Source organism: Leisingera sp. ANG-M1 (genome assembly GCF_000813745.1).
Classification (GTDB): domain Bacteria; phylum Pseudomonadota; class Alphaproteobacteria; order Rhodobacterales; family Rhodobacteraceae; genus Leisingera.
Map to the genome: position 1 here is coordinate 269,245 of NZ_JWLC01000013.1, position 19,701 is coordinate 288,945.

20 protein-coding genes are annotated in these 19,701 nt (G+C 62.6%); 10 read left to right on the forward strand and 10 right to left on the reverse strand.

The features are described 5' to 3' along the window. Positions 1-31: 31 nt before the first annotated feature. The 3 genes from rmuC (at position 32) to RA19_RS12210 (ending at position 3,157) form a co-directional block, all read left to right on the forward strand. Entirely contained in the window at positions 32-1,441 is a 1,410-nt protein-coding gene (gene rmuC / locus RA19_RS12200; RefSeq protein WP_241479058.1) for a DNA recombination protein RmuC, read from the forward strand. Beyond that, positions 1,442-2,740 carry an adenylate/guanylate cyclase domain-containing protein gene (locus tag RA19_RS12205; protein ID WP_052261768.1) on the forward strand — a complete coding sequence of 433 codons (1,299 nt, stop codon included), beginning with the start codon at positions 1,442-1,444 and terminating at the stop codon, positions 2,738-2,740. Between the two features lie 93 nt (positions 2,741-2,833). Continuing rightward, complete coding sequence (locus RA19_RS12210) at positions 2,834-3,157, forward strand: DUF3775 domain-containing protein (protein ID WP_039162883.1); 324 nt, start codon at positions 2,834-2,836, stop codon at positions 3,155-3,157. Positions 3,158-3,314: 157 nt separating this feature from the next. Here RA19_RS12210 and RA19_RS12215 read toward each other — a convergent pair whose 3' ends face one another. The 4 genes from RA19_RS12215 to RA19_RS12230 form a co-directional block, all read right to left on the reverse strand. Then, positions 3,315-4,457, reverse strand: coding sequence for a saccharopine dehydrogenase family protein (locus tag RA19_RS12215; RefSeq protein WP_039162885.1), 1,143 nt, complete (start codon positions 4,455-4,457; stop codon positions 3,315-3,317). A gap of 171 nt (positions 4,458-4,628) precedes the next feature. Further along, on the reverse strand, positions 4,629-5,681 hold the full coding sequence (locus RA19_RS12220) for a saccharopine dehydrogenase (protein ID WP_039162888.1): 1,053 nt from the start codon (positions 5,679-5,681) through the stop codon (positions 4,629-4,631). 11 nt (positions 5,682-5,692) lie between these two features. Further along, the gene (locus RA19_RS12225; protein ID WP_039162890.1) at positions 5,693-6,307 is read right to left on the reverse strand and encodes a glutathione S-transferase family protein; all 615 of its coding nucleotides are present in this window, start codon (positions 6,305-6,307) and stop codon (positions 5,693-5,695) included. Positions 6,308-6,328: 21 nt separating this feature from the next. Beyond that, positions 6,329-6,979 carry a histidine phosphatase family protein gene (locus RA19_RS12230; RefSeq protein ID WP_039162893.1) on the reverse strand — a complete coding sequence of 217 codons (651 nt, stop codon included), beginning with the start codon at positions 6,977-6,979 and terminating at the stop codon, positions 6,329-6,331. 144 nt (positions 6,980-7,123) lie between these two features. Here RA19_RS12230 and RA19_RS12235 point away from each other — a divergent pair, with 144 nt between their 5' ends. Next, entirely contained in the window at positions 7,124-8,332 is a 1,209-nt protein-coding gene (locus tag RA19_RS12235; protein WP_039162895.1) for a Zn-dependent hydrolase, read from the forward strand. An 85-nt stretch (positions 8,333-8,417) separates the two neighbouring features. Here the strand turns inward: RA19_RS12235 and RA19_RS12240 are convergent, their stop codons facing one another. From RA19_RS12240 to RA19_RS12255, 4 genes are all read right to left on the reverse strand, one after another. Further along, entirely contained in the window at positions 8,418-8,645 is a 228-nt protein-coding gene (locus tag RA19_RS12240) for a WGR domain-containing protein (protein WP_039162898.1), read from the reverse strand. Positions 8,646-8,687: 42 nt separating this feature from the next. Next, on the reverse strand, positions 8,688-9,086 hold the full coding sequence (locus tag RA19_RS12245; protein WP_039162900.1) for an MAPEG family protein: 399 nt from the start codon (positions 9,084-9,086) through the stop codon (positions 8,688-8,690). 65 nt (positions 9,087-9,151) lie between these two features. Then, complete coding sequence (locus RA19_RS12250; protein WP_039162903.1) at positions 9,152-9,856, reverse strand: response regulator transcription factor; 705 nt, start codon at positions 9,854-9,856, stop codon at positions 9,152-9,154. Next, complete coding sequence (locus RA19_RS12255; RefSeq protein WP_039162905.1) at positions 9,853-11,754, reverse strand: hybrid sensor histidine kinase/response regulator; 1,902 nt, start codon at positions 11,752-11,754, stop codon at positions 9,853-9,855. The genes RA19_RS12250 and RA19_RS12255 overlap by 4 nt, the downstream gene beginning before the upstream one ends. A gap of 445 nt (positions 11,755-12,199) precedes the next feature. On the opposite strand from RA19_RS12255, the gene RA19_RS12260 reads away from it, so the two are divergent. Continuing rightward, positions 12,200-14,164: an AMP-binding protein gene (locus RA19_RS12260; RefSeq protein ID WP_039162908.1), complete on the forward strand. Its 1,965-nt coding sequence runs from the start codon at positions 12,200-12,202 to the stop codon at positions 14,162-14,164. 53 nt (positions 14,165-14,217) lie between these two features. Here RA19_RS12260 and RA19_RS12265 read toward each other — a convergent pair whose 3' ends face one another. Next, complete coding sequence (locus RA19_RS12265) at positions 14,218-14,403, reverse strand: hypothetical protein (RefSeq protein ID WP_039162910.1); 186 nt, start codon at positions 14,401-14,403, stop codon at positions 14,218-14,220. Positions 14,404-14,491: 88 nt separating this feature from the next. Between RA19_RS12265 and RA19_RS12270 the strand changes: the two genes are divergently transcribed. Both RA19_RS12270 and RA19_RS12275 read left to right on the forward strand, forming a co-directional pair. Next, a complete protein-coding gene (locus tag RA19_RS12270) occupies positions 14,492-15,310 on the forward strand; it encodes an ABC transporter ATP-binding protein (RefSeq protein ID WP_039162993.1) in 819 nt (272 codons plus the stop codon). 102 nt (positions 15,311-15,412) lie between these two features. Next, positions 15,413-16,399: a branched-chain amino acid ABC transporter permease gene (locus tag RA19_RS12275; protein ID WP_039162913.1), complete on the forward strand. Its 987-nt coding sequence runs from the start codon at positions 15,413-15,415 to the stop codon at positions 16,397-16,399. Positions 16,400-16,426: 27 nt separating this feature from the next. Here the strand turns inward: RA19_RS12275 and RA19_RS12280 are convergent, their stop codons facing one another. Next, positions 16,427-16,759, reverse strand: coding sequence for a hypothetical protein (locus tag RA19_RS12280; RefSeq protein WP_039162914.1), 333 nt, complete (start codon positions 16,757-16,759; stop codon positions 16,427-16,429). Between the two features lie 102 nt (positions 16,760-16,861). On the opposite strand from RA19_RS12280, the gene RA19_RS12285 reads away from it, so the two are divergent. From RA19_RS12285 to RA19_RS12295, 3 genes are all read left to right on the forward strand, one after another. After that, a complete protein-coding gene (locus tag RA19_RS12285; protein WP_039162916.1) occupies positions 16,862-17,125 on the forward strand; it encodes a hypothetical protein in 264 nt (87 codons plus the stop codon). A 71-nt stretch (positions 17,126-17,196) separates the two neighbouring features. Then, complete coding sequence (locus RA19_RS12290) at positions 17,197-18,273, forward strand: branched-chain amino acid ABC transporter permease (RefSeq protein WP_039162918.1); 1,077 nt, start codon at positions 17,197-17,199, stop codon at positions 18,271-18,273. Positions 18,274-18,365: 92 nt separating this feature from the next. Further along, positions 18,366-19,649 (forward strand): ABC transporter substrate-binding protein, encoded by a 1,284-nt coding sequence (locus RA19_RS12295; RefSeq protein ID WP_039162995.1) that lies wholly within the window; start codon positions 18,366-18,368, stop codon positions 19,647-19,649. The last annotated feature ends 52 nt before the right edge of the window (positions 19,650-19,701 follow it).

Here is a 19,701-nt window from a genome sequence, read left to right on the forward strand (position 1 = left end):
GCGAGCAGGCACAAAAAGAGGGAGAACCCCCGTGCTGACAGACCCAGACTTTCTCCTTTATGCCGCCGCAGGCGCCGCGGTTCTAGCGGCCCTGTTCTTCGGCCTTTGGCTGTCGTCCCGGCGTCCCGCTGCTGCGGCCCGCTGGCTGGAACAGAAGAACGCCGCGCTTGATGCCAGCAACCAGGCATTGCAGGGCGAAGCGGCGCGGTCGGCCAAACTGGCAGAAGACCTTGCTGCGGATCTGGAAGCTTTGCGGGCTGCACATCAGTCGGAAATGGCCATCCGGATCCAGTCGCAGTCCGAGCTGCAGACTCTCACCACGCAGCACGAGGCCCGGCTGGAAGAGCTGCGCGGCATGAAGATGGAGCTGGAGCACAAGTTCTCGGCCCTGGCATCAGGCGTGTTGAAGCAGAATTCGGAAAGCTTCCTAAGTTTGGTCAGCGAGCGCTTTCAGGCGCACAGCAAATCGGCGGATGAAGACCTCGCCAAACGCCACGCGGCGATTGAAAGCCTGGTGAAGCCGCTGGATCAGAAGCTTGGCCAGTTCGGCGAGCGGATCAAAGAGATCGAACAGGCCCGCAACGAGGCCTATGGCGCTATCAAGGCGCAGGTGAAGCATTTGGCCGAAGGCCAGGCGGCGCTGGGCGGCGAGACCCGCAAGCTGGTGCAGGCTTTGCGGGCGCCCAAGACCCGCGGCCGCTGGGGCGAGATGCAGCTGCGCCAAGTGTTCGAGATGGCGGGCATGGCCGAGCATGTGGATTACGAGCTAGAAAAGTCGGTGGCCACAGACGACGGCCAGCGCCGACCCGATGCAGTAGTGCGCATCCCCGGCGGCAAGAGCATTGTGGTGGATGCCAAAACGCCGCTGGAAGCTTATCTGGACGCGCTGGAGGCGGAGACGCCGGATCAGCAGCAGGACGCCCTTCTGCGCCATTCGAACCATGTGAAAACCCATGTGCGGCAGTTGTCTTCCAAGGCATACCAAAGCGCGCTGGGCGAAACTCCGGATTTCGTGGTGATGTTCATCCCCGGCGAGACCTTTGTTTCCGCTGCGGTCGAGGCGGATCCGGGACTGATTGAATATGCCTTTGAGAACAAGGTACTGATCGCCACCCCGACCACCCTTATGGCGCTGGTCAAATCCATCGCCTACGGCTGGCAGCAGGAGAAAATGGCGGAGAATGCTCTGGAGGTGCAGAAAACCGCCAAGGAGCTGTATGACCGGCTGGCGACTTTCTCCAAGAACCTGGCCTCGGTGGGCAAGTCGCTGTCGTCTTCGGTGAACAACTACAACAAGGCAGTTGGCTCGCTGGAGGCACGGGTGCTGCCCTCGGCGCGCAAGTTCGAGGCGATGGGCGTAGTGGCGCAGGGGGCAGAGCTGGAGGATCCGGGCCAAGTTGAGACGGAACCGCGGCAGATGGCCCTGTTGGCGGAGGAGTAAATGCCGTTGCTGCTGGTGCCGCCTGCGGGCAACCCGGGTGAAGCGGCGCTGTTGCGGGCGGCGGAAGTTGAGGCCGAGCGCATTGTGGCGCTGCTTAGGATTGCCGTCTCGGCGGGGCTGCTTGCCGCGCTGGTGCTGGCCGTTGATGCGGTGCAAACGGTGGATCAGGATTACCTGTGGCACCAGGTCGGCCTCGCGGCGGCAATGCTGCTGTCCTATATGGCGGTGGGCGCTCTGAGCTTTGCCGCGATCCGCAAAGGCGTGTTCCGGCGCTGGATGATCTGGGCGGCGGTCACCGCGGACTGCGTGTTCCTGTTTCTGAATTCCTGGCTGTCGCTGGTGAACTCCAGCCTCTCGGGCGATGTTGTCTTTGCCATGCCGTCGGCCTGGATGGCGCCGCTGGTGCTGGCTTTTGGTGTGCTTCGGTTCAATCCGCTGCTTCTGGCCTACCAGGTAGTGCTGGTGGCAGCAGGCTTTGTCTGGCTGGTGTTCTGGGAGCCTGCAGCCCTGTCCGCTGAGGCGGTTCAGCGGGTGCATGTGGCAATGGCCACGCCGCCCAACCTGATGCGCGTGCTGATGATTTCGCTGGCCGGGCTGGTGCTGCTTGTGGCGGCGCTGCGGATGCGCGGGCTGCTGCACCGCTCTCTGGAGGAGGCACGGCAGAAGGCCAATCTGACCCGCTACCTGCCGGCCCAGCTGGCAGGCCGTCTGGCGGGCGGCGGGCTGGCGGCGCTGCAGGAAGGGCGGCAGCAGAAGATGGCGGTGCTGTTTATAGACATCCGCGGCTTCACCAGCTGGTGCGAGGGGCGCGCGCCGCAGGAGGTGAGCCGCCTGATCACCGAGTTCCGTGCCCGTGTCGAGGCGGTGGCGGGCCGGACGGGCGGCCTGATCGACAAATACATCGGTGATGCGGCGATGATCCTGTTTGAGGGCGAAAGCGGTGCGGCGCAGGCGCTGGACTGCGCCGAGGGGCTTCTGGCGGAGATGGCAGACTGGCGGCGGGCCCGCGAACAAGCGGGGGAAGCTGGTCTGGGTGCCGGGATCGGCGTCCATTGGGGCGAGGTGTTTTCGGGCGTGACCGGCACGCCGGAGCGGTTGGAATACTCGGTTTTCGGCGACACTGTGAACACTGCAGCGCGGCTGGAGCAGCTGACCAAGGCGCAAGGCATGGCTCTGATCGCCTCGGCCGCAGTGCTGGAGGCGGCCGGGGCGGAGCCCGCGCGCGACGGCTGGTCTGCTCTGCCGCCGGAGCTTTTGCGCGGGCGCCGCAGCGGGCTTGCCCTCTTTGGAAAAGCGTAAGCCTGAGCCGTCTGCCATTTGCCCCAGATCAAAGACTTAGGCGTTTTGCTTGCTGTTTGATATGCTGAGGCAGCGAACAGAAGGAATGGAGCAATGCTGGAGATCTCGGTCCGCAAAGTGGCACAGGTGGCAATGATGGCCCGCGAGCTGGGCCGGGCCGAAGGAGAGCTTCGCGCCTTTATCGACCGAATGGGCGAGGATCAGCAAGCGGAACTGGTTGGCATCATGTGGGTCGGGCGCGGCAGTTTCGAGCCGGAGGAACTGGGCGAGGCGATATATACTGCCCGTCAGGAGGCCACGACGCCAACTTCCGATTACCTGATCGGCACCCCGCATCTGGCTGATAACCTGGAGGCCGGATTAGAGGCACTGGGCATTGACGTGCATGACGTCGAGGATGACGTGATCGGTCGCTGAGGCGTTGCTACCCTGTTTGCAAGACAAAGGGCGCCGTGCGGGATGGCGCCCTTTGTGTTTCGCGGAGACGTCCGGGGCTCTGCCCCGGACCCCGGGATATTTATAAGCCAGAAGAACAATGGATCCTTGCGGCCCGCCGCAGGAAGGGCCTGCCAGCTCAGGCTCTGTGGTCGATCACGTCCAGGTGCTGGGCCAGTTTGCCGATTTCGCCCATCCACTTTTCGACCAGGCCGAGGTCGCTCGGCGCGGCATGCACGCCGGCGGCGATCTTGCCGTTCATCGCAGCTTCGATGGCGAAAGAGACCGGGTAGGAGACCAGGCGGGCCATGGCTGTGCCGCGCTCGTCGCCCCAGGCGTCCATCACATAGGTCTTGTGCCAGGCCTCGGCTCCGTCTTTTTCAGCCTTCAGCCCGACGCAAAGCACAACCCGGTCCGGTTCGCCTTCGTCATAGGCGTTTTCGGCCCAGAATTGGTCGGACATCTCCTTGAGGCGGGCGTCGCCTTCGGCGCCTTCCAGCGTCTCGACTTCCTTGAACACATCGGCCCAGGCATCGGCCCAGCCGTTGAGGCGCAGGGTGCCGCGGACAAACTCCTTCACTTTCCAGTCCTCGCCGAACTCGTACTGGCCCATGAAGGGAATCGAGTCGCGGTTCGGGTAGACCTCAAAGCTTTCAGGGGCCGGCAGCGGCGCCTCATAGGAAGAGATCGCGTCCCACGGGCGGGCAACGTCCAGTTCCTTGAAATCGCGGATCGACTTGGAGGGCGAGCGCAGGGCTTTCAGCACGCCCAGCGGTGACCAGCTGAATTTGTAGCGGAACGGGTTCGGGGTCTTGGGGATGCCGCCGCAGTAGGAAATGAAGCTGATCTCGTTTGCGGCGTCATAGGTTTCGGAAGCCTTGTAGTCCGCCACCAGCGCATGGGCCATCAGGTGGTCGATGCCGGGATCAAGGCCAACCTCGTTGATCAGGCAGACGCCGGCGTCCTTGGCCTTTTGGTCCAGCGCACGCATCTCCGGTGCGATGTAGGAGGATGAGACGAAATGCGCGCCGCGCTCGATTGCCAATTCGGCCAGCGGCACGTGCCAGTCGCCGGGCAGCATCGAGACGATGACGTCATGCGGGCTCAGCATCTGGCCAAGATTGGCGATGGAGAAGGCATGGATGTTGGTGGTCAGGTCGCCCACCGCTTCGCGCGCCTTGTCCGTGGTGCGGTTCCACACCGCCACGTCATGGCCCGCTTCCAGCAGGCGGCGCAGGCCGGGGATGGCCGAAAGGCCGGTGCCGCACCAGTGAATCGTCATTGCAGGTCTCCTTTGCAAAGAGTGCCGGGGAGCGAAAACCGCCCGCCCGATTAATGGGTGGTCAGTGCCCGTCTGCCCCCGTCAAACCAAAGGTTTGCTTTCGATAACACGCCGGGCGCTTTGCTTCCGCCCGCGGATGGGCGTTGCCCTTGCCGTGAGCGGAAGAATCTCTCATGCGGGCAAGTGCTCCTTGAAGGTTGCCTCGGCCCGGCCCCAGACACCGCTTTCCAGATCGGTCAGGGTCAGCAGCGAGGGCAGCAGCTGGGCCGCGTAATCCTCGGAGCTTTCCACCGGCAGCATTGAGGGCAGGTTGTCGATGGCCATCACGTCAAGCACCGGGCTGTTTGCCACGCGCAGGGCAGGTGCCTCCCAAGTGGTGGCGCGGTCGTAGACCGGGACCGGGTTGTAATCGCTGTCCGGGTCGCAGGCGACGTCGCCGATGGCGGTGAGCTTGCGGTCTGCCGCCATTGCTTCACGAGGAACAAAGACCGGAGTGCCGGGACGGGCGAAGATGCAGTTCAGGAACAGGTCATGATCCAGGATCTCCGGGAAGGGGCCGCCGTGGGCGGTTTCCGCCATATCCCATTTGGTGACCTGCACGCCCATTGCTTCGCAGAGGTCGGCAGCGCCGGTACCGACGCGGCCAAGCGCGCCGATCACGATGGCAGAGGGGCGTCCCGTGTCCAGGGCGTCGAGTTCGGCGCCCAGATCGTCCAGCAATGCATCCTTGCCGCCGTAGACTCCAACCGGGCTGCAAAGCCCGCCGCGCTGCTGGGCTGCCCAGGACTTCAGGGTGACGGCCGCGCCGGCATAACCTGCCCAATAGCCAAAGGCAGCCACGCGGCGGCCGGCCTCATCGACCAGATACTCCAGATCATAAAGGGTGCCGCCGCCGGCCTTGAACCGTTCCAAGAGCGCTTTGCCGGAGTGCTGGCCTTTGAAGGCATGGCCGAACATGATGTGGCGGTGCGGCAGCGGGGTGCCGTCCTCAGGCAGTTCCTTGAGGCCGAAGATGATCGCGTCTGCAGGGGCTTCGGGCCAGGAGTTTTCCGGCGCGATCTCGCAACCGGCGTCGATATAGCCCTGCAGAGGGATGGCCCGCACCGAGCTTTCCTCGACCGTGACCTTGATACCGCTTGCCAGCAGGGCCTTGGCGCCCTCGGGGGTGAGGCCCGCCCGCTCTTCATTGGGGCGCTGTTCGGCCCGTACCCATAGATGCGTCATCGTTATGTCCTTCAAAGCATTCCCTTGGCGTAGACTGCGCGGACCGAGTCGCGCTGTTCCATTGCCGTCATGAAGTTCTGGATTTTCGGGAAGTCTGCGGCGGCCACCCCGTCGCCTTCCAGCCAGGTGCAGATCACATAGAGGTAGCAATCGGCGATGCTGACCTCATCCCCCAGCACGAAGGGGCCGCGCAGGCCCGCCTGGCTGAGGTATTCGCAAGAAGCGGCCATGGTCTGCGGCACCATCTTCTGCATGTCCTTCCAGCTGGAGCGTTCCTTGGCCCAGCGGTGGCCGCGCTTCTTGTGGGCATGGTTCACATGCATGGTGGAGGCGAGATAGAACATCACTTCGCGCATTCGCGCCAGCAGCACCGGATCGGTGGGGCGCAAGGACGTTGCCGGTGCCATGTCAGCGATGTATTCCAGCAGCGCGCCCGTCTCGGTCAGGATGCCGCCTTCAACCGCCAGTGCCGGCACACGGCCTTTGGGGTTGATCTGGGCATAGGCTGGGCCGGTCTGTTCCTTGGCGGCAAAGTCGACCTTAACCGTTTCATACTCGATCCCGGCTTCTTCCAGGGCGATGGCCACGGCCACTGAAATGGTGTTGGGGGCGTAGTAGAGCTGCATGTCTTTCCTCCCGTGCGTACGTCAGAGATGTGTCTGGGCAAAATGCCGGTCCGGCGCTTCCAGGTGCGGCACCGCGTTGAACAAAACCGGGCTCCAGTGGCCGCCGATCGGGAATAGCCGGTGCATGGAGGTGTTCATGATGGCCAAGGCAATCCGCGCCATGGCCGCGGTATCAAGCCCCATCGCCTGCCGCAGCGCCATCGAGATCAGCCCGCCGGAGGTTACCACCAGCGCCGGGCCCTCTCCGGCCGCGATCTCACCCAATGCCTGACGGGTGCGGGTCTCGAAGGCTTCCCAGCTTTCATATGGGGCGGCAATTTCGCCGGCAGCCCAGGCGGCAAAGACTTTGGGCAGATGGTCCACAAAGCCCTCGCGCTCCTGCGGGACTGGCAGGCCGTGCTGGTCCCGCATCGCCTCGGCGAGGGTGAAATATTCCATTTCGTTGAGGCGGGCGTCCTGGACGACATCAGTGTATCCCATAGATGCCGCGGTCTCGATGTGGCGGGTCAGTGTGCCGCAATAGACCCGGGTGTGGTGCCCATTGCTGGCCCGCAAGTAGGCGCCCAGCCAGGCTGCCTGCTGGTGGCCCAGATCGCTGAGCCGGTCATAGCTGTCCTCGTCCCGGGCGCCGGTATTGGCCTGGCCGTGGCGGATCAGCGTGATGTGGGACATGGGGCAGCGGCTCCGTTGTTACCGGGCGAGTCTTAGGGGAGGTTCAGGGCAGAGGGAAGAGAGGGTTTGGCGCAGTGCTTATCAATTTCATTGAGGGCGGCAGAAACTTGACGCACTGTGCAGCGGACATATTGGAGATCCGCCATGCCACTTGATCCTCAGCGCTTTCTTGATGACTTGCATAAGCTGCGCAGTTTCGGTGCCTCCGGCGTGGGCAAGGGCGTGGTGCGGCAGGCCTATTCCGAGGCGGACATCGCAGCGCGGAAATGGCTGGCCGGACGGATGAAGCAGGCTGGTTTAGAGCCGCATTTCGACCCGCTGGGCAATCTTTTTGGCTTGGCTGGGACCTCCGGGGACCGCAGCCTGCTGGTCGGTTCGCATAGCGACAGCCAGCCCGAAGGCGGCTGGCTGGACGGGGCGCTGGGAGTAATTGCCGGGCTGGAGATTGCACGGGCTGCCAAGGAAGCGGGCGGGCCGCCCATTTCCTGCGTCAGTTTCCAGGACGAGGAGGGGCGGTTCGGGGTGCTGACCGGCTCGGATGTCTGGACGGGCAAGCTGGCGCTGGAGGATGCGGAAGGGTTTACCGACACGGAAGGCAATACGCTGGCAGAGATGCGGTCGCTGATGGCGGATCTGGCGGGGGACTTCCTGCCGCACAAGCGATTCACCGGGTTTCTGGAAATGCACATCGAGCAAGGCCCCTATCTGGATGAGACCGGAGGCAGGATCGGGGTGGTGACGGATATCGTTGGGATCCGCGACATGCGGATCACTTTCGAAGGGCGTCAGAACCATGCCGGCACCACGCCGATGCATCTGCGGCGGGATGCGTTTCAGGCGCTGTCAGCCTTCAATGCCGCGCTGAACGGCCGGTTTGCAAATGTGGTGACGCCTGCCTCCGTCTGGACCATCGGCCATGTCGCGCTGCACCCCAATGCGTCTTCGGTGGTGCCGGGAAGGGTGGAGTTCTCCATGCAGTGGCGCGATGCCGATGCGGATCGGCTGGCGCGGATGGAAGCGATCATCCGGGAGACGGCGCAAGAGATCGCCGCGGATCATGGCGTGGAAGCTGAATTGGGGCCAGTGCTGGGGATTGAGCCTGCAGCTATGGATACGCGGTTTCAGGCGGAGCTGGGCGCCGCGGCTGAGGCTTTGGCTCCGGGAAAGTGGCAGAAGATGCCTTCCGGCGCGCTGCATGACGCGGCGAATATGGCTGCGGTGATGCCCGCAGGGATGCTGTTTGTCCCCTCGATCGGCGGTATCAGCCACGCCTTTGACGAAGACACGGGTGAGGCAGATCTGGTGCTGGGGCTGCAAGTGCTGGATCGCGCCGCCCGGGCACTGGCAGGGTGAGTTGCGGGCGGGGCTCCCGCCTGTTCCTGGTCCTCCCGGGGGAGGACCGTCACAGTTGGGCCGGGCGCCGCTGGCGCGGCGCGGGTCAGGCCCGGTTGTAGCCGCGTTTGAGCAGGCGGTTGCGATGCTTGTCGGCTGCGAGCGACGCATCGCGCAGGTTGCCGTAGATGCTGATGGCGGTTTGCCCGTTGCCGCCGGCCACGCCCCATTCCCGCAGCACCGAAACCTCGGAGAACAGGTTCATCGCCAGTTCGATGCGGTAGAAGCGCGGCGGGCGCGCGGCGGCTTGGCGGTAGAGCAGACAGGTGGCCATGCCCCCGAGTCTAGCGGCGGCGAATCGCCCGGGCAAGAGGTCTCAGCCGGTGCCCAGCAGCGTCAGCCCCAGCAGGATCGAAGAGATCGAGGCCGCCGCAAAGGCGGCGGTGCGCAGGACCGGCAGGCCAACCGCATAGATCACGTAATGCGCCACCATGCCGAAGAAGAAGGTGACCGCGAAGGTGCCGGGCTGGTCTTCGGCAGGCATCAGCAGCATGGCGAGGATAGAGAGCGGCGCAAAGGCGGCGAACAGCTCGATCCCGACAATATGGGCACGCTGGGCGCGCTGGGCCCAGGGGGATTGCGGCTTGTCATCGGGGGACGGGTTGGCCAGCGCCCCCATCATGCCGCGGACAAAGATCCGGTCGAGGATATAGGGCACCCAGGCCACCGCGACCCAAAGCCCCGACAAGGCGGTGAAATACTGCAGCTGTGTCATCGCGCTTCCTCCATGTGATAGGAAAAAGCGTAGTGTTGACGGGCGGGTTTTCTACTTTTGCGGTGTCAGTCCCAGTCCACGTCGCCCAGGAAAATGTAGCCCGCACCGTAGATCGTCTTGATCAGCCGGGGGTTCTTGGGGTCTTCGCGCAGCTTGGTGCGCAGGCGGGAGATGCGCACGTCCATCGCCCGGTCGAAGCTTTCGCCTGCAGCGCCGCCAAGTGCCTCTTGCATTTGGGCGCGGGAGATCAGCCGCTTGGGGCTGTCGAGGAACAGGCGCAGAACTTCGCCTTCGGCGTGGGAAAACGGGGTTTCGGCACCCTGGTCGTCTTCTAGCACATAGCGGTCGAAATGAGCGGTCCAGCCGGAGAACCGCGCGGTGTCGCTGCTGGCTGCCACCGTGCGGGGGCCGCTGCGCAGGCGGGCGCGGACGCGGGCGACGACCTCGGCCGGGTCAAACGGCTTGGTGATATAGTCATCAGCGCCAAGCTCCAGCCCGGTGACCCGGTCCTGCACCTGGGCGCGGCCGGAGACGATAATGACTGCAGCGCCCTGTTCCAATGCCAGCCGATGCACCAGCGCCAGCCCGTCGGTGTCGGGCAGCGACAGATCGACCAGGCAGACGTCTGGTGTCACTCGGTTGAGCGCCGCCTCGAACTCGCGGGCGCGGGCAAAGCTTTGGGTTCGAAAGCCCGCGTCTTCCAGCGTGTCCGTCAGGATCTGCCGGATTTCCGGCTCGTCATCCAGAATGGTGACCAAGGGGGATGTCATGCAGCGGGCTCCGGTTTGATCAGCTCGGAAAGCTGGTGCGTGGTGAAAGGTTTGCGCAAAACCGGGCCGCATTTCAATGCCTTGCGAAACAGCGGGTCGCTGACCGGCAGCGAGGTCATCAGGATGCAGGGCAGGCCGGAGCCGTCGAGGCGCGCCGCCAAGTCGATGCCGGTGGCCTCGCCTTCCAGCTTGATGTCGGAGAGCACCAGGGCTATGTCCGGCAGATCGGCGGTGAGGGCAGAGGCCTCGTCGACACTGGCGGCTTCGATCACGGTATAGCCAAGGTCGATCAGCATGTCGCGGAAAGTGGCGCGCAGCTCCTCGCTGTCCTCGACCAGGAGCGCCATGCCGCCTTTAGCGTCCGGGGCGAGACGGTAGGGCAGGCGCAGGGTGACCGCGGCGCCGGAAACACCATTGCGGATCCGCATGTCGCCTCCGGCCAGCTTGGCCATATCGTAAACCATCGGCAGGCCAAGGCCGGAGCCTTCGCTGCCCTTGGTGGTGAAAAAGGGGTTCAAGGCCTTTTCCAGTGCTTCGGGCGAGAAGCCGGGGCCGGTGTCGGACACCGTGATTTCAACCCAGGTCTGGCCAACCGCATGGGCGCTGACCGTGATCTGACCGGTGGTGCCGCAGGCGTCCCGGGCGTTCAGGATCAGGTTCAGCAACGCATCCTGCAGCTTTCCGCTGTCCAGGAGCAGCACTTCGTCTGGCATGTTATCCAGAATGCTGAGGCCGATGCCCTGCGGCAGTGAGGGCGACGCGAGGATCTTCAATTCTCCCAGCAGCGTGTGCATGTCGGTCGCCTGCGGGCGCAGGGTGCGCTGTCCGGTCATCTCGGCAATCCGGTTCAACAGCCGCCCGCCGCGCCGGGCGGCTGAAAGCGTGCCTTGGACCAGTTCGGCGGAGGCCGAGTCCAGCGAAGTCTTTTCCAGCTTGCCCTGCATGCCGAGGATGATGGTCAGCAGGTTGGAGAAATCATGCGCCAGGCCGGAGGTCATCTGCGCCGCCATCTCGCGGCGGCGGGCCTGTTGCAAGGCAACGCGGGCCTGGGTTTCTTCGGTCACATCCATCGACAGGATGTAGACGCCGCCGTGCTGGTCGGGGGTAAAGGCGACCCGGATACGGCGGCTGCCGTGGCTTTCAGTGAACTCGAACACCGGGCTGCCGCCCTTGTAGGCGGCCAGCAAATGCGGCTCGATGCGTTCGAATGCCGTTTCTCCCAAAGCATCGGCAATATGCATGCCGAGGATGTCCGAGGGGCGGCTGGGAAACACTGAACTGAGCCGACGGTTGGTGTAAGTGTAGTAGCCGTCGGCATCCACATGGGCGATATGGGCCGGCATCATCTCAGTGGTGAGGCGGGTGCGGCCCTCGATCTCGGTCAGTTGCCGCTTTGCCTCTTCCAGCGCGGTGTTGGTGGCGGCAAGCTGGCGGTTTGCAGCGGAGAGCTCTTCGGTGTGAGCGATGAGCTTCTCAGACAGTTCTTCGGAGCGGGATCTCAGCAGCTGCTCCGCGCGTTTGGCGCGGGTGATGTCAGTATAAACGGTGACCCAGCCGCCCTGCGGCAGCGGCGAGCCTTCGATGGAGATCATCTGCCCGTTGGGGCGTTCGCGCTCCAGGTAATGAGGCACGAAGTCCAGCGCCTGGTCGACCCGGGTTTGCACGATGGCCTCGATATCCGTCTCGGGGGCGTATTCGCCGTTCTCGGCCAGGAAGCGGATGGTTTCGGAAAAAGAAGCGCCGGGCTGAACCAGATGGTCCGGCAGACTGAACATCTCCTGGAAGCGGCGGTTGCAGACGGCCAGCTGCAGATCGTTGTCATAGATCGACAGCGCCTGGGCGATTAGGTTCAGCCCGGCGGTGGTCATGGCGGCGCGTTGCTTGCTGGTTCTGTCCATGGTCTCCCCCACCCCATGGCTAGCACCGCGGCGGCAAACGGGCAAATTGCCATTCCGCCGCGCGCGGCAAGCTGCCGCGGCGTCAGGTGTGTGATCACCTTCTGATTGCCGGCGCTGCGGGGCAATAGGAATGCGCCGGATTTGCAATTGCCACAGCTTTCCTGAGCATCCGCGATTCGAATTCCCGCTTGTTTGTGCGCATCCCGCGCGAAAGCATAGGGAGTGAGCAGCCGGCCTAAAGGATTTCCCCGCAGGCGGCCTCCGTACGCAGGCGTAACAGCCCGTAAAACAAGGTGATCTGAGCTGTTACAATTCGTAAGATTTGGGAAAACATCAGGAAAAAGTTGACGGGCTAGCATATGGGCGTCCCTAATCGGGGCCAGAGCCGCGCACAGCGGCCAGTCCGGCAGCAACGCCGGAAAGGGAGGAGAGAAAGTTGGCTCAGATGCAGATGGGCGCCGAAGGGAAGCAATCCCTGCCGGCGCTGCTTCAACGCAATGCGGCGCAATTCGCAGACGCGCCGGCCTACCGAGAAAAGGAATTCGGCATCTGGCAGTGCTGGTCCTGGTCCGAGACGGCAAAGGAAATCGAGGCGCTGGCGCTGGGCCTCATCAACCTTGGCGTGAATGAGGGTGATTTTGTCGCCATCATCGGCCGCAACCGCCCCTACCTCTACTGGTCGATGGTTGCTGCCCAGGCGGTGGGCGCTATTCCGGTGCCTTTGTATCAGGACGCGGTGGCCGAGGAGATGGCCTATGTGCTGGGCCATTGCGGCGCGCGCTTTGTCATTGCGGGCGATCAGGAACAGGCCGACAAGGTCATCGAGATCCAGGATCAGCTGCATCAGTTCGAGCATATGATCTATCTCGACCCGCGCGGTATGCGGAAATACGACCACACCCAGCTGCATCAATTCTCCCATGTGCAAGACCAGGGCAGGGCGGCCTATGATGAGCTGATTGGTGAGCTGAACACACGCCAGGGCAAACTGACCTACGACAGCACCTGCGTGATGCTCTACACTTCTGGCACCACCGGCAAGCCCAAGGGCGTGGTGCTGTCGAACCGCAACGTGATCGAAAGCGCCAAGAACTCGGCCGAGTTCGACCATCTGACCAAAGGCGAGAACATCCTGTCGTACTTGCCGATGGCCTGGGTCGGGGATTTCATCTTCTCGATCGGCCAGGCCTATTGGTGCGGCTTCTGTGTCAACTGCCCCGAAAGCGCGGGCACCATGATGACGGATCTGCGCGAGATCGGCCCGACTTATTTCTTTGCACCGCCCCGGGTGTTCGAGGGTCAGCTGACCAATGTGATGATCCGGATGGAGGACGCGGGCGCCCTGAAGCGGAAGATGTTCCACCACTTCCTGGCCCACGCCAAGAAGGTCGGCGGCGATATCCTGGACGGCAGGCCGGTTGGCCTTATGGACCGGCTGAAATACGCGCTGGGCAATGTGCTGGTCTACGGTCCGCTGAAAGACACGCTGGGCTATGGCCGCATCCGCGTCGGTTATACCGCGGGCGAGGCGATCGGGCCGGAGATCTTTGATTTCTACCGCTCTTTGGGCATCAACCTGAAACAGCTCTATGGCCAGACCGAGGCCACCGTGTTCATCACCGTGCAGCCGGATGGCGAGGTGCGTGCCGACACCGTTGGCGTGCCGGCCCCCGAGGTTGAGATCAAAATCGACGACAACGGTGAGATCCACTACCGCTCGCCCGGCACTTTCGTGGAGTATTTCAACAACCCGGACTCCACCGCCTCAACCAAGGATGCGGAGGGCTGGGTGGCCACCGGCGACGCCGGTTTCTTCGAGGAAAGCTCGGGCCACTTGCGGATCATCGACCGCGCCAAGGACGTGGGCAAGATGGCCAGTGGCGCGATGTTTGCGCCCAAGTATGTTGAAAATAAACTGAAATTCTATCCGGACATCCTGGAGGCAGTGCTGTTCGGCAATGGCCGCGACCGCTGCGTCGCCTTTATCAACATCGACCTCACGGCGGTGGGCAACTGGGCCGAGCGCAACAACATTGCCTATGCTTCCTACCAGGAGCTGGCCGGGCATCCGCAAGTGCTGCAATCGATCCGCGAGCATGTGACCGCGGTGAACCAGTCCGTGGCGGAAGATGAAATGCTGTCAGGCTGCCAGGTGCATCGCTTTGTGGTGCTGCATAAGGAACTGGATGCCGATGACGGGGAAATGACCCGCACCCGCAAGGTGCGCCGCCGCATCGTCGAGGAGAAATTCGCCGATATCATCACCGCGCTCTATGACGGTTCCGAGCAGATTTCGACAACCACGGAAGTGACTTACGAGGATGGCCGCAAGGGCTCCATCAGCGCGACGCTGAGCATTGTCGATGCGGATGTAAGGCCGGCAGCCATTCACAAGGTGGCCGCGGAATGATGCACGTGTCTCCGGAACATTTCCCGCCCCGTGCCGGGCAGGCTGGGAGGGTTTCAGACCAGGTCGGGGTTGAGCCCGGGGTGGAAGGCCGTTTGCACCACCTGCTGGATCTTGAAGGGGGAGCTGAACCCATGTGTCTGCTCGATAATCGAGGCCAGGCTTTCGGACTGGCTGAGGCCCATTTCCCTGCATTCGATGGCCATCTTCAGAAGGCAGGAATGCTCGAGTTCGCCAAACATTGTTTCGATCTCCTTGCTGCTCGTTTTCCACAAGTATCGCATGGAAACCTTAAAATTTCTATGTGGCAGAATAATGGAGGCCGTTGTTATGCTTGACAATTCCTTAAGCTACGTGACCGACGACGGCCGCACCATCGGCGGTGTGGTGATGGAGATGAAGAACATCACCCTGCGCTTTGGCGGTGTGGTGGCGATCCAGGATATCTCCTTTGACATCCGCGAGGGCGAGATCCGCGCGATCATCGGCCCGAACGGCGCCGGCAAGTCCTCGATGCTGAATGTGATCTCTGGCTTCTACGTGCCGCAGGAAGGCGAGGTGCTGTTTCACGGCAAACCCCGCCCGCCGATGCGCCCCTATGAGGTTGCTCGTCAGGGCATCGCCCGAACCTTCCAGAACATTGCGTTGTTCGAAGGCATGAGCGTTTTGGACAACGTCATGACCGGCCGTCTCAACTATATGAAAACAGGCCTGTTTTCGCAGGCGCTGTGGAAGGGTAAGGCGGAGAAGGAAGAGACTGAGAACCGCGAAGTGGTGGAGAAGATCATCGACTTCCTGGAGATCCAGCATATCCGCAAAACCCCAGTGTCACGGCTGCCTTATGGCCTGAAAAAGAGGGTCGAACTGGCGCGTGCGCTGGCGGCGGAGCCGAAGCTCTTGCTGCTGGACGAACCGATGGCTGGCATGAACGTCGAGGAGAAGGAGGACATGTCCCGCTTCATCCTGGATGTGAACGATGAGTTCGGCACCACCATCGCTCTGATCGAGCATGACATGGGCGTGGTGATGGACCTCTCCGACCGGGTTGTGGTGATGGACTACGGCAAAAAGATTGGCGACGGCACCCCGGATGAGGTGCGCAACAACCAGGATGTTATCGACGCTTATCTGGGGGTGAGCCATGACTGAGTTGCAATGCAGCAACACCCAGCTCTGGCCGGGTGACACCCGTACTCCCCCTGTGCACACCCTGTGCACCGCCGCAGCGCAGAATTCCGAGGAGAGCCTCTAATGCCCGAACAACTCGTCTTTGCGATGGAAGTGACGCTGAACGGTCTGATGGCGGGCGTGCTTTATGCGCTGGTCGCGCTGGGGTTTGTCCTCATCTACAAAGCTTCCGGCATCTTTAACTATGCCCAGGGCGTGATGGCGCTGTTTGCGGCGATGACGCTGGTAGGGATCATGCAGGGGCAGGTGCCCTTTGCACATCTGATCAATGCGGTCTTTGGCGGCCATATCACCCATTTCGGCTGGAACGTGCCCGGCGTGATTGCGATTGCGCTGACGGTGGCCGTTATGGTGCTGCTGGCCTGGCTGGTGCAGGTGCTGGTGATGAAGCATCTGGTGGGGCAGGAGCCGATCATCCTGTTCATGGCCACCATTGGCCTGGCCTATTTCCTGGAGGGCGTTGCCGACCTGATGTGGGGCTCTGAGATCAAGACGCTGGATGTCGGCCTGCCGCAGGGCATCAATCTGTGGATCGACGAGAGCACCTACAACATCTTCGGTTACGGCTTCTTTATCGACAATCTTGATATCGTGGCGACGGTGATTGCGGCGCTGCTGGTGGCCGGGCTGGTCTGCTTTGCCCAGTACACCAAACAGGGCCGGGCGATGCGCGCGGTGGCAGATGACCACCAGGCGGCGCTGTCGGTCGGTATCTCTCTGAATTTCATCTGGGTGCTGGTGTGGTCGGTTGCAGGCTTTGTGGCACTGGTTGCGGGCATTGTCTGGGGCACCAAGTCCGGCGTGCAGTTCTCGCTGTCGCTGATCGCGCTGAAGGCGCTGCCGGTTCTGATGCTGGGCGGCTTCACCTCGATCCCCGGCGCCATTGTTGGCGGCCTGATCATCGGTGTGGGTGAGAAACTGTTCGAATTTGCCATCGGCCCGATGGTCGGCGGCGCCACCGAGAACTGGTTTGCCTATGTTCTGGCACTGATCTTCCTGGTGTTCCGCCCGCAAGGCCTGTTCGGGGAGAAGATCATTGAACGGGTCTGAGGCGCATATGCACTGCGGCCTGCCTGGTCAGCCTTCAAGCTTGCGGAAGGCGGCGACCACGATGCCGGCAAAGATGCAGGTGACCAGAGTGAATGCGATGGTGAGGTCTCCAATCAACTGCCCGGCAATGAAGGTCAGCAGCCCTGCGCCGCATAAGCCGATCAGCATCAGCCCCCAGGGGCCAGGCGCTGCTCCGGTTGCCCTGCGCTTTGGCTTCTCGAACTCGAACGGCGGCAGCACGGTTGCATCCTCGACCGACTCCAGCAGCCGGCCTTTGGCCTCTGCATATTCGGACGCTGAGATTTCACCTTTCTCCCGGGCAGCCTCCAGCCGCCGGACTTCCTCCAGAATTGCGGTCATTGCTTCCACTCACTTTACCCAGGAACAGGGTGGCAAAAAGAAGTGGGCAAAATGTGTCCAAACCCGGAATTCTGCCAAAATGGTTAACGGCGGAGGCCTGGCATGAACAAGGCTATCGCCATTATCAATGTGATTGCCTGGGCGGGGTTCTGGGCCTTTGGTTTCCTGGCGCTGACCGCGGAGGGATACACGGAGGCACAGCTGGTGACCGCAGCCCTGCTGGCCGCGTCAGGCCTGATCACCGGCATTATCGCTTACCTGCGTTTGGTGCGCGGCAGCGAGCGCAGCGGTTACGCCAGGCCCTCGGCCCGGATGACCCGCGCGCAGCGCGACGCAGCGCAGGCGCAATGGGGGCGGGCCGAATGACCGCCGCCGCAACCGACAAAGCAAACGCCCGCACCGGGGCCCGTTTGAACAAGAAAGGGAGCATCTGAGACATGTTCTACCGTGAAGCCGGGGATTTCAAAGTCTCCTATGCCGATGACAGCCAGACTTTCCCGATCAAGTTCGACCGCTACCGCTATTACGTTGTGCTGGCAGTGGCCTTTGGCCTGATCCCGTTCCTGATCAACGATTACTGGGCCAACGCGATTCTGCTGCCGTTCCTGATCTATTCGATTGCTGCGATCGGGCTGAATATCCTGGTGGGCTATTGCGGGCAGGTGTCGCTGGGCACCGGCGGGTTCATGGCGGTGGGGGCCTACGCCTGCTACAAATTGATGACCGCCTTCCCGGAGGTCAGCATGTTCATTCATGTGATCCTTGCAGGCGGCATCACGGCGCTGGTCTGCGTGCTGTTCGGTCTGCCGTCCCTGCGCATCAAGGGGTTTTATCTGGCGGTTGCGACGCTGGCGGCGCAGTTCTTCCTGGTGTGGCTGTTCAACCGGGTGCCGTGGTTTTACAACTACTCGGCCTCGGGACAGATCAACGCGCCGGAGCGCGACACGTTCGGCATCATTGTGACCGGCCCCAATGCTTCGGCCTGGGCAACCTACCTGTTCTGCCTGATCTTCCTGACTGTCTGCGCGCTGATCGCCCGCAACCTGACTCGCGGCACCGTTGGGCGCAGCTGGATGGCGATCCGCGACATGGACATCGCCGCAGAGATCATCGGGGTGAACCCGCTGAAGGCGAAGCTTACCGCCTTTGCGGTCTCGGGCTTCTTCATCGGTGTGTCGGGCGCGCTGTTCTTTGCGGTCTACCTGGGCGCGGTTGAAGTCGGCGAGGCCTTTGGCATCACCAAGTCATTCCTGGTGCTGTTCATGGTGATCATCGGCGGGCTGGGTTCGATCTTCGGCTCCTTCGCGGGCGCGGCTTTCCTGGTGCTGCTGCCGGTGATCCTGAAGGTCGTGGGCGTCGACCTGTTAAACTGGCCGACAGATATCGTGGCGCATTTCCAGCTGGTGATCGTCGGCGCGCTGATTGTCTTCTTCCTGATCGTGGAGCCGCACGGGCTGGCGCAGCTGTGGCGCGTCGCCAAGGAGAAGCTGAGACTGTGGCCCTTCCCGCACTGATGCGGGAAGGCGCGGAAACCTGCGGGGAGAATAGCAAGACCATCCCCCGTATTTCGAGAACATCGGACAAAACCAAGGGAGGATATAAGCCGATGAAAAAGACACTGACCACTCTGGCGCTGGGCGCCGCGATGGCTGCAGGTCCGGCGATGGCGGATCTGGTGTTCCCGGATCTCAGCTACCGGACCGGGCCCTATGCCGCGGGCGGAATCCCGTTCTCGGACGGCTACAATGACTATTTCACACTGCTGAACGAGCGTGATGGCGGTATTGGCGGTGTTCCGGCGCGGGTGATCGAATGCGAGACCGGCTACAACACCGAAAAGGGTGTGGAATGCTATGAGGCGACAAAGGGCGAAGGCGCGCTGGTGTATCAGCCGCTGTCCACCGGCATCACCTATCAGCTGATCCCCAAGGTGACCGCAGACGGCATCCCGCTGCACACCATGGGCTATGGCCGCACCTCGGCAGCAAACGGCGAAGTGTTCAGCAATGTGTTCAACTACCCGGCCAACTACTGGAACGGTGCTTCTGGCGCGGTGAACCATCTGCTGGAGATCAACGGCGGCGACATCAACGGCAAGAAAGTAGCGCTGGTCTATCACAACTCGGCATACGGCAAGGAGCCGATCCGCACGCTGGAGGAACTGTCCAGCAAGCACGGCTTTGACCTGACTCTGCTGCCGGTGGACCACCCGGGCCAGGAGCAGAAATCGCAGTGGCTGCAGATCCGCCGCGAGAAACCTGACTATGTGGTGATGTGGGGCTGGGGCGTGATGAACCAGGTTGCGGTTCAGGAAGCTGCCAACATCCGTTTCCCGATGGAGAATTTCATCGGTGTCTGGTGGTCAGGCGCTGAATTCGACGTGGAGCCTGCGGGTGCCAAGGCCACTGGCTATAAGGCGCTGACATTTACGGGTTTGGGCAAGGACTATCCGGTTTATGACGACCTGCAGAAATATGTCGTGGATTCGGGCAAGGCGTCCGGTGCCGGCGACCAGCTGGGTTCGGTGCAGTACAACCGTGGCCTTTATGCAGCGATGCTGGCGGCCGAAGCCGCAAAGACCGCGCAGGAGATGCATGGCACCGGTGACATCACCGCAGCGATGATGCGCGACGGCATGGAAGCGCTGGAAATGACCAACGCCAAGATGGAAGCGCTGGGCATGTCCGGCTTTGGCCCTGAGTTCAAGGTCAGCTGCGACAACCATGGCGGCCCCGGCCTGGTCGGTGTGGTGCAATGGGATGCCGGCACCAAGACCTGGAACGCGATCTCCGACTTCAAGCCGACCGACGGCGAGGTGATTGGCAAGCTGATCGACGAGGACTCGGCGGCCTATGCGGCTGAGAACAACATCGAGCCCCGCTGCAAATAAGGGCTTAGGCGGCCCCGCCTTGGCGGGGCCGGGAACAAATGGTGCGGCGGGG

Excerpts from the sequence above, each read along its gene's own strand:
- RA19_RS12205 (WP_052261768.1), top strand. The coding sequence starts at position 1,442 with ATGCCGTTGCTGCTGGTGCCGCCTGCGGGCAACCCGGGTGAAGCGGCG.
- RA19_RS12210 (WP_039162883.1), top strand. The coding sequence starts at position 2,834 with ATGCTGGAGATCTCGGTCCGCAAAGTGGCACAGGTGGCAATGATGGCC.
- RA19_RS12215 (WP_039162885.1), bottom strand. The coding sequence starts at position 4,457 with ATGACGATTCACTGGTGCGGCACCGGCCTTTCGGCCATCCCCGGCCTG.
- RA19_RS12220 (WP_039162888.1), bottom strand. The coding sequence starts at position 5,681 with ATGACGCATCTATGGGTACGGGCCGAACAGCGCCCCAATGAAGAGCGG.
- RA19_RS12225 (WP_039162890.1), bottom strand. The coding sequence starts at position 6,307 with ATGCAGCTCTACTACGCCCCCAACACCATTTCAGTGGCCGTGGCCATC.
- RA19_RS12230 (WP_039162893.1), bottom strand. The coding sequence starts at position 6,979 with ATGTCCCACATCACGCTGATCCGCCACGGCCAGGCCAATACCGGCGCC.
- RA19_RS12235 (WP_039162895.1), top strand. The coding sequence starts at position 7,124 with ATGCCACTTGATCCTCAGCGCTTTCTTGATGACTTGCATAAGCTGCGC.
- RA19_RS12240 (WP_039162898.1), bottom strand. The coding sequence starts at position 8,645 with ATGGCCACCTGTCTGCTCTACCGCCAAGCCGCCGCGCGCCCGCCGCGC.
- RA19_RS12245 (WP_039162900.1), bottom strand. The coding sequence starts at position 9,086 with ATGACACAGCTGCAGTATTTCACCGCCTTGTCGGGGCTTTGGGTCGCG.
- RA19_RS12250 (WP_039162903.1), bottom strand. The coding sequence starts at position 9,856 with ATGACATCCCCCTTGGTCACCATTCTGGATGACGAGCCGGAAATCCGG.
- RA19_RS12255 (WP_039162905.1), bottom strand. The coding sequence starts at position 11,754 with ATGGACAGAACCAGCAAGCAACGCGCCGCCATGACCACCGCCGGGCTG.
- RA19_RS12260 (WP_039162908.1), top strand. The coding sequence starts at position 12,200 with ATGCAGATGGGCGCCGAAGGGAAGCAATCCCTGCCGGCGCTGCTTCAA.
- RA19_RS12265 (WP_039162910.1), bottom strand. The coding sequence starts at position 14,403 with ATGTTTGGCGAACTCGAGCATTCCTGCCTTCTGAAGATGGCCATCGAA.
- RA19_RS12270 (WP_039162993.1), top strand. The coding sequence starts at position 14,492 with ATGCTTGACAATTCCTTAAGCTACGTGACCGACGACGGCCGCACCATC.
- RA19_RS12275 (WP_039162913.1), top strand. The coding sequence starts at position 15,413 with ATGCCCGAACAACTCGTCTTTGCGATGGAAGTGACGCTGAACGGTCTG.
- RA19_RS12280 (WP_039162914.1), bottom strand. The coding sequence starts at position 16,759 with ATGACCGCAATTCTGGAGGAAGTCCGGCGGCTGGAGGCTGCCCGGGAG.
- RA19_RS12285 (WP_039162916.1), top strand. The coding sequence starts at position 16,862 with ATGAACAAGGCTATCGCCATTATCAATGTGATTGCCTGGGCGGGGTTC.
- RA19_RS12290 (WP_039162918.1), top strand. The coding sequence starts at position 17,197 with ATGTTCTACCGTGAAGCCGGGGATTTCAAAGTCTCCTATGCCGATGAC.
- RA19_RS12295 (WP_039162995.1), top strand. The coding sequence starts at position 18,366 with ATGAAAAAGACACTGACCACTCTGGCGCTGGGCGCCGCGATGGCTGCA.